Source organism: Flavobacterium sp. AK-301 (genome assembly GCF_058310215.1).
Map to the genome: position 1 here is coordinate 1 of NZ_JBZEES010000056.1, position 519 is coordinate 519.

Below are 519 nucleotides of genomic sequence, written 5' to 3' on the forward strand. Positions count from 1 at the left end.
ATTTGATAAGTGGACTCCTATTGTTGACGGAGCAACTCCAGCTTTTATAGAATTTACGGTTGTTAACAATGCAGCTAATTATAATGTAACAAACTTTAGCTCACAAACAAAAACTATTGATAAAAATAAAACCTTTACAGTATATCGTAGTTTCAAATGTTGGAGCAATACTAATAATGATGGTTTATTTGTTGCTTTATATTCTCAATCTGATAGCTTTATATCAATTATTCAGCCAACAGCTGAATATAATACAAATATGAACGTGCAATGTATTATTGATAAAAACACTCCTGCTGGTAATTATAAACTAAAGTTAGTAGAAAAAACCAAAAATGGAACTTACAAATCTGTGACTTTCGCTGAAAATGTTGTAGACGAATTACCTTTAGTAATTAACAACACAATAGCATCAAATAATCTGGTATTTGACAGAGGAGTTAACACAGAAGTAACTACCGGAAATACAGGATATAAATTCAACACTTTAGTGGATATTAAGAATCCTTCTGTTGCTCC

The 519-nt window shown here is 30.4% G+C and carries 1 protein-coding gene; it reads left to right on the forward strand.

Annotation, left to right across the window (positions count from 1 at the left end; all coding sequences use genetic code 11):
* Positions 1–519 (forward strand): hypothetical protein (locus AC4FQX_RS15220; RefSeq protein WP_491168570.1); only part of this gene is annotated, 519 nt, incomplete at both ends.